The sequence below is a fragment of the Dickeya chrysanthemi NCPPB 402 genome (genome assembly GCF_000406105.1).
GTDB lineage: Bacteria > Pseudomonadota > Gammaproteobacteria > Enterobacterales > Enterobacteriaceae > Dickeya > Dickeya chrysanthemi.
In genome coordinates this window covers 3,741,110-3,747,163 of record NZ_CM001974.1, presented here as the reverse complement: position 1 = coordinate 3,747,163, position 6,054 = coordinate 3,741,110, and the positions used below count along the sequence as shown (strand labels likewise).

Below are 6,054 nucleotides of genomic sequence, written 5' to 3'. Positions count from 1 at the left end.
GATAACCTTCGGCGTCGCGGTTGTGACGCACCCCGGTCAGGTTACCGGCACCGTCGTAGCGGTATTCCCGCGTCTGCGCTGGTTGCAGGTGACCGTCGTGCTGCGCGCCGCTCTGCTCCCGCGTCAGCCAGCCCATCACGTCGTATTCCCGCTGCTGGACAAAACCGCCGCCGGTGCGGAGCGACTCGCGGCCTGCCGCGTCCTGGGTCAGCGTCAGGTCGGCACCGTCCGGCAACTGCACCTGCCGCAGCTCGCCGGTGCGGGTGTAATGAAACAGACTGGTGAGCGGGGCGAGGGTGCCGGTGGTGTCATCGGCGTCGCCGTCCCAGGTCAGGGTGCGGGTGACGGTGCGGGCCGCGTCATCAACCTGGCGGGTAAGCAGCGTGCCGTTGTGCCATTCACGCACCACCCGGTCGCGCAGGTCGTAGTCCAGCTGCACATGGGCGGTGGCTGACGAGACCTCGGTCAGGCGGCCCACCGCATCGTACCGGTAGTGCAGGGTGTCGTCCGGTGCGGTTTCACGCACAGCAGGCCGCGGGCGTCGTAGAGGAAGTGGCGGGTGTCGCTTTCGCCGTTGCGCACGCGGATGCACAGGCCGTCCTCGTCGTAATCGTAGTGGGTCTCGGTGCCGGTCATGTCGCGCTCGCGGATGACCCGCCCGTCGGCGTCCAGCCACCACTGCCAGCGGCTGCCGTCCGGGGCAATAACCGTTGTCAGTTGCTGGCTCTCTTTATCGTACGCGTAGTGCCAGGTGCGGCCTTCGGCGTCGGTGCGTGCGGTCAGCAGGTCGAACGGGCCGAAGGTCTGACGCCACAGCGCGCCGTTGCCGTCCACGTAGCTCAGCAGGTTGTTGTGGCGGTCGTACTGGCGCTGCTCTTCCTTGTCGTCCGGGCGTATCAACTGCTCCGGCAGCGTCCAGCTGGCCCGGCGGTAGCCGAGCCGGAAACGGGCACCGTCCGCCCGTTGCCACTGCACCACCCGGTCCTGCCCGTCGTAGCGTAACTGCCGGGTACGGCTCTCGGCGTCAGTGGCGCTCAGCAACCGCTGACGGTGGTCGTACTGTAACCGGGCCTGCACCTCACCGGCGGCGTCGCTGACCTGGGTCAGCAGGCCGTAGCGGTTCCAGGTGAATCGTACCTCGCTGGCGTCCGGCCCGGTGAGCCGCTCCGGGTTACCCTCGGCGTCGTACACCCAGCGCCACTCGCGTCCCAGCGGGTCGGTGACGCCGCACAGCCGCTGCGCCTCGTCATAGTCGTACTGCCACTGATGGCCGCTGGCGTCGGTAAAGGTGCTGACCCGCCCGGTATCGTCGAGATAACCGAACTCGACCACCCGCCCGGCGGGCGAGATTTCCCGCAGCAGGTTGCCGACCTCGTCGTACTCGTAGCGGGTGACGTGACCGAGCGGGGATTTTTCCCAGCTCATCAGGTGCAGGTCGTTAAAACCGAATTCGCTGCGCTGGCCGAGGCCGTCGGTCATTACCACCCGGTCGGGCAGGTAATCGAAGCGGGCGGTCAGGAAACCGTCGGCGCAGGTGGTGTAGACGCAGCGCCCCTGTGCGTCGTACGCGTAGCGCGCCCAGGTCTGGTCTTTGTCGTGCCAGCGGGTCAGCCGATGGGCGGTGTCGTACTCGTAGTAGAGGTGATAGGCGTGGGTGGCGTTGGCTTCCACCAGTCGGCCCTGTTCGTCCTGGCGGTACCCGGCCAGCAACGTCTTCTGGCCGCCATCGATGCGTTGTATCTGGTGCAGGAATTCGCCCTGCCACACCAGCAGCAGGGTGACGCCGTCGCTGTGGCGCACCTGGCGCAGGTAGCCTTTCGGGTCGCGCACCAGCTCGATGCGGTTGTCGTGGCTATCGTGAAGGGCCGACAGCAACCGGCGCTCGCCCTGTACCACGCTAAAGTCGCGCCAGGTCTGCTGGTCGCGGTGCCACAGGCTGAAACCCTCGCCCCGGCGGTGCAGGGTGAATTCGGGGTAGTGCGGACAGTACACCGCCTGTACGTCCTGATGGAAGGTAAAATCGATGTCGTAGCCCTGTGCCAGCGTGATGACCACGTGGGTGTTGAGGCCGTTGCGCGTTACCGTCGCCACTTCGCTCCAGCTGTCGTGCCAGCCGCGGCCCAGCAGTCCGACATGCCCGGAGGCGGAGCGGTAGGTGCGCTCGAACACCAGCGGCAACGTCTGACCCAGTGCGATATCGGTACGGGATTCAATCACCTCGCCGCTGGCGATATAAACCGGGTCTTTCAGGAACGCCTTTACTGCGGCCTTGGCTCGCGTCAGCCCACTGCTGGCTTTGAAAGCCTTACTGGCACAAGATGATTTATCCGCGAGGCGACCGGCAATCCACTTTGCCCCTGCTCTGGAGCCGCGTAGTACTGCCTTGGGACCACGGATAAACAGCTTTCCCAGCCCCTTCAACATGCCCCGGCTGGGCGGCACCAGAAACTCCACCGCAATCAGCAGCGCCTTTTCCCACCAACTGAACTCGTCGGCAATCTCCAGATAGGTGCCCTGCCCGGAGCCGAAAAAGACCGTCGAGGCGCCTTCCTTGATAGTGGCGCCACACACGGTTTTATCGTCGATACGGGCGGCTGGCGCGTCGTTCACGAACACCGACTCGCTGCCCTGGGCAATCAGTTGCGGGCTGTTGTGCTTGGTGCAGGCAACGGTGTCTTTCGTGGCGCGGGCGACGGGCTGTTTTTCGACAAACACGTTACCCGAGCCGGACGCCACCGGCCCGAAGGCCGGTGATGCACTGTCCACCATCGCCGAGACCTTGTTGGTGACAGCGGAAATCAGGTCACCGGCAGCAAACACCGCCAGTGCCCCGACAGCCGCCACCGCCAGTCCGCCGGTGACGCCGACCAGAAACACCGCCGCCGCCGCGACGGCCGCCGCCACCAGCGCGCCGGCCACGGCACCGGCCAGTGCACCCAGAAAACTCTTGTGTTTGATGGTCTTGCCCGGCGAGGTCGGCGGTTTACCCTGACAGGGCTGCGGCCGGTCGGCGGGCGGGTTGGGACGGTTTCCGGCATGCATGGCCCCCACCCGGGCCACCCGGCTCAGAATATCGTTGAGCATCGTGACTCCCTTCAGGACGCGGCTTTAAACGTCTCGATAACCGCCAGCAGCGCGGCTTTCTGTTCATCCTGCAGCTCACCGGCGGCGGTAACGGTAAAGGTCAGCAACAGCTCGCCGCGCACCTGCATCACCACCACCTGGTGCATCGGGCCTTCCGGCGAGCGCCAGCTGTACTCCAGCCCGCGTGCGGGTTGACCGTCCAGCGTCAGTTCCCAGGCGGCGCGCTCCTGATAGCCCTTCAGGTGGGCGGAAAATTGTGACAGCGTCTGTTCATACACCGTGTCCGGCGACAGGCCGAATTCAATCGGTGTGCGGTTGACCACCAGATTGGCGGTGTCGCCCGGCAGCACAAACACGTGCAGCGACTCGTCGCGCCAGCCCGTCGGAATAGTCAGGGTGCCTTCGTTCATCTGGTACATTGGTGCTGCTCCCTCAGTTCAAATCGATACGGGTGCCGTTCAGCACCAACCCTTTACCGGTAATGGAAATGTTGCCGTCCTTGTCGATGGCGATGAAGCCACCCGCAGTGGCAATCAGGATGTCGCCGCTCTGGGACTGGATGGCGATATTGTTTTTCACCTGCAGCGACTCGTTGTCGTCAACGGTGGTGTTGCGATTCCTGGTGACGGCGACGGTCTGCTCGCCCTGGATTTCGGTGACCTGATTTTCCTTCACCGACACCGTCTGGTTGTGTTGCACCACCACCGTCTGGTCGCCGCCGACGTTCTCGGTGTGGCTGGCGTTGACCGACGTGCTGCGGTTATTCAGCACCACGGTGTTCATGTCCTTCTGGGCGTGGATAAACACTTCCTCCTGCCCGGCCTGGTCTTCGAAGCACAGCTCGTTGAACCCGGCCCCTTTATGGGTACGGGTGCGCAGCGAGGTGCGGGTTTTGTTGGCCGGCAGCGGGTACGGCGACGGGTTGGTGGCGTGAAAGGTGCGCCCGGTCACTATCGGCTGGTCCGGGTCGCCTTCCAGAAAGCTCACCACCACCTCATGACCGATACGCGGAATGGCAATCAGGCCGTACTGCCCGCCGGCCCAGCCCTGACTGACCCGCACCCAGCAGGAGCTCTGGTCGTCGCTGGCACCGTAGCGGTCCCACGGGAACTGCAGCTTCACCCGGCCAAACTCGTCGCAGTAAATCTCTTCCCCCGCCGGGCCGACCACGGTGGCAATCTGCGGGCCGTCCACCATCGGCTTGTACGGCATGGCCGCGCGCCAGGTGGTGGTGGCTTTCACCACTTCGAAGCTGTTGCTAATGGTGGTCGGCTCGCCGCCACTTTCTTCTTCCAGCGCCTGCGGCTGCTGGCCGCTGTGGGTGACCGCCACCACCTGCCAGGCCAGGTTAAACGCCGGGTTCGGGTGCTCGGTCAGGGTAAAGGTGCCACCCGGCATCAGTTCGGCGGCGTTGGATTCACCCGCCCCGGTCATCGCCCCGGCACGCAGCGCATCCAGCCGGTAGCCGGTAAACGCCTTGCCGCTCGGGTCCTGCTTGAAGCGGCCGGGGTAGTCGAAGTGCTGGTAGGATTCGCGCTGATGGTCCAGCTCGCTGCTCATCTTGTTATGCAGCAGCCCGTAGGCCGGGGTTTTGAAGCTGTAGTCCTTCAGCGCCACTTCGGCGGTACTGACCGCTTCGGCGTAGCGGAAATGCCGCACATACGCCCCTTCCGACAAGCCTTGCGTGGCGAGATTGAAGAACAGTTCCGGGCCTTTGGTCAGTGCACCGGCGTCATCGGCGAACACCACCCGGTGCTTACCGGCTTCAAACTCGTGGAAATAGAACAGCCCTTCTTCTGCCGCCAGCCGGTTGATGAACGCCAGGTCGCTTTCGCGGTACTGCACGCAGTATTCACGCACCGCGTGGTCGTGGCGCAGGGCGAAGGCGTAATCGGTGATCCCGGCTTCTTCCAGCAGGGTACCGATAATCGCGTCTGGCTTCTGGGTCTGGAAGATGCGGGCGTTGGTGCGCAGCCCCAGCCGCCACAGCGCCGGGCGCACCTCGGCCTGATAGCGGGTACGGCGAAAACCGGTGTCGCCCTGGGCAAAGCGGCTGACGATACCGCTGACCCGGCGCTGCAGTTCGCCTTCGTACCACACCAGCAGCTCGCATGGCTGGTCCAGCACCGCGCCAAAGTCGATGTCTGCCTGACTGCTGGCAAGGCTCAGCGACAGCGCAAACGGCTGGTTCAGCGCCTCGCTCAGCTCAAAATCCACCACCGCGAAGGTGGTGTCCGCCAATGCGCCGATTTTCACGGTAAACTGCAATCCTGTACTGTTGGCCACCCTGCTTCCTCCTTTCCCCAGCTCCATAGCTACCGCACACCCGGTCTGTGCGGTGTGTCAGTGCCTTTATCACGATGAGTACGTCTGCACTCAGCGATGGGGGGCACCATCGCTCAGCGCAGACAAAAACAGAAAAACCCGGACCGGAGTCCGGGTTGATGGCAATTACGCTTCGATCGGCGCGCGCCAGTCATCGGAGCCGGAAGTCCCGGCCACGGTGTGCTCCCAGTCGATTTTGCGGTACGCCAGCGACACTTCGATCAGCTGGGTGTAATCCTGCTTGGACGGGTCCTGGCAGTGCGGCATCTGGTTGTTGATGTCGACGATGGTGGCATCGGTCAGTGTGGTGGTGAAGAAATGCTCCTGCTTGCCTTCGACAGAGGTGCGGTACCATTTCAGGGTCACGGTCGGCAGCATTTCGCCGGAGGCCAGCGCGTTATACAGCAGCGGGACGGCTTTGTTCAGCGCGACGGTGAACTTGAACGGCTTGTGCACGCGCTGACCGGCAGGCTGGCCGGACTGCGGGTCGGTCGGGACGGTGACGATGTGTTTGAATTCCTGCACCAGCATCTCGTCTTCGTGGCCCTGCACATAGATGTTGCCGACGGAGTCGGAGGTGAAGGCACCGGCGGTGATATTGCCCTGCGTTTTCCCTTCGATGCTGATATAGCATGGAGTTGGCAT

Annotated in this window: 3 protein-coding genes and 1 pseudogene; all 4 read right to left on the bottom strand. The window is 64.1% G+C overall.

The window, feature by feature from the left end:
* Positions 1 to 3,084: pseudogene (locus DCH402_RS16465) on the bottom strand (DUF6531 domain-containing protein); the annotation flags it as partial.
* An 11-nt stretch (positions 3,085 to 3,095) separates the two neighbouring features.
* Positions 3,096 to 3,503: a DUF1795 domain-containing protein gene (locus DCH402_RS16460; RefSeq protein ID WP_040002294.1), complete on the bottom strand. Its 408-nt coding sequence runs from the start codon at positions 3,501 to 3,503 to the stop codon at positions 3,096 to 3,098.
* 13 nt (positions 3,504 to 3,516) lie between these two features.
* Positions 3,517 to 5,370, bottom strand: coding sequence for a type VI secretion system Vgr family protein (locus tag DCH402_RS16455; protein WP_040002293.1), 1,854 nt, complete (start codon positions 5,368 to 5,370; stop codon positions 3,517 to 3,519).
* 165 nt (positions 5,371 to 5,535) lie between these two features.
* Positions 5,536 to 6,054 (bottom strand): Hcp family type VI secretion system effector, encoded by a 519-nt coding sequence (locus DCH402_RS16450; protein ID WP_019844820.1) that lies wholly within the window; start codon positions 6,052 to 6,054, stop codon positions 5,536 to 5,538.

Bases quoted from the DNA above. Each gene is read 5' to 3' on its own strand.
- DCH402_RS16460 (WP_040002294.1), bottom strand. From the start codon at position 3,503: ATGTACCAGATGAACGAAGGCACCCTGACTATTCCGACGGGCTGGCGC.
- DCH402_RS16450 (WP_019844820.1), bottom strand. From the start codon at position 6,054: ATGCCAACTCCATGCTATATCAGCATCGAAGGGAAAACGCAGGGCAAT.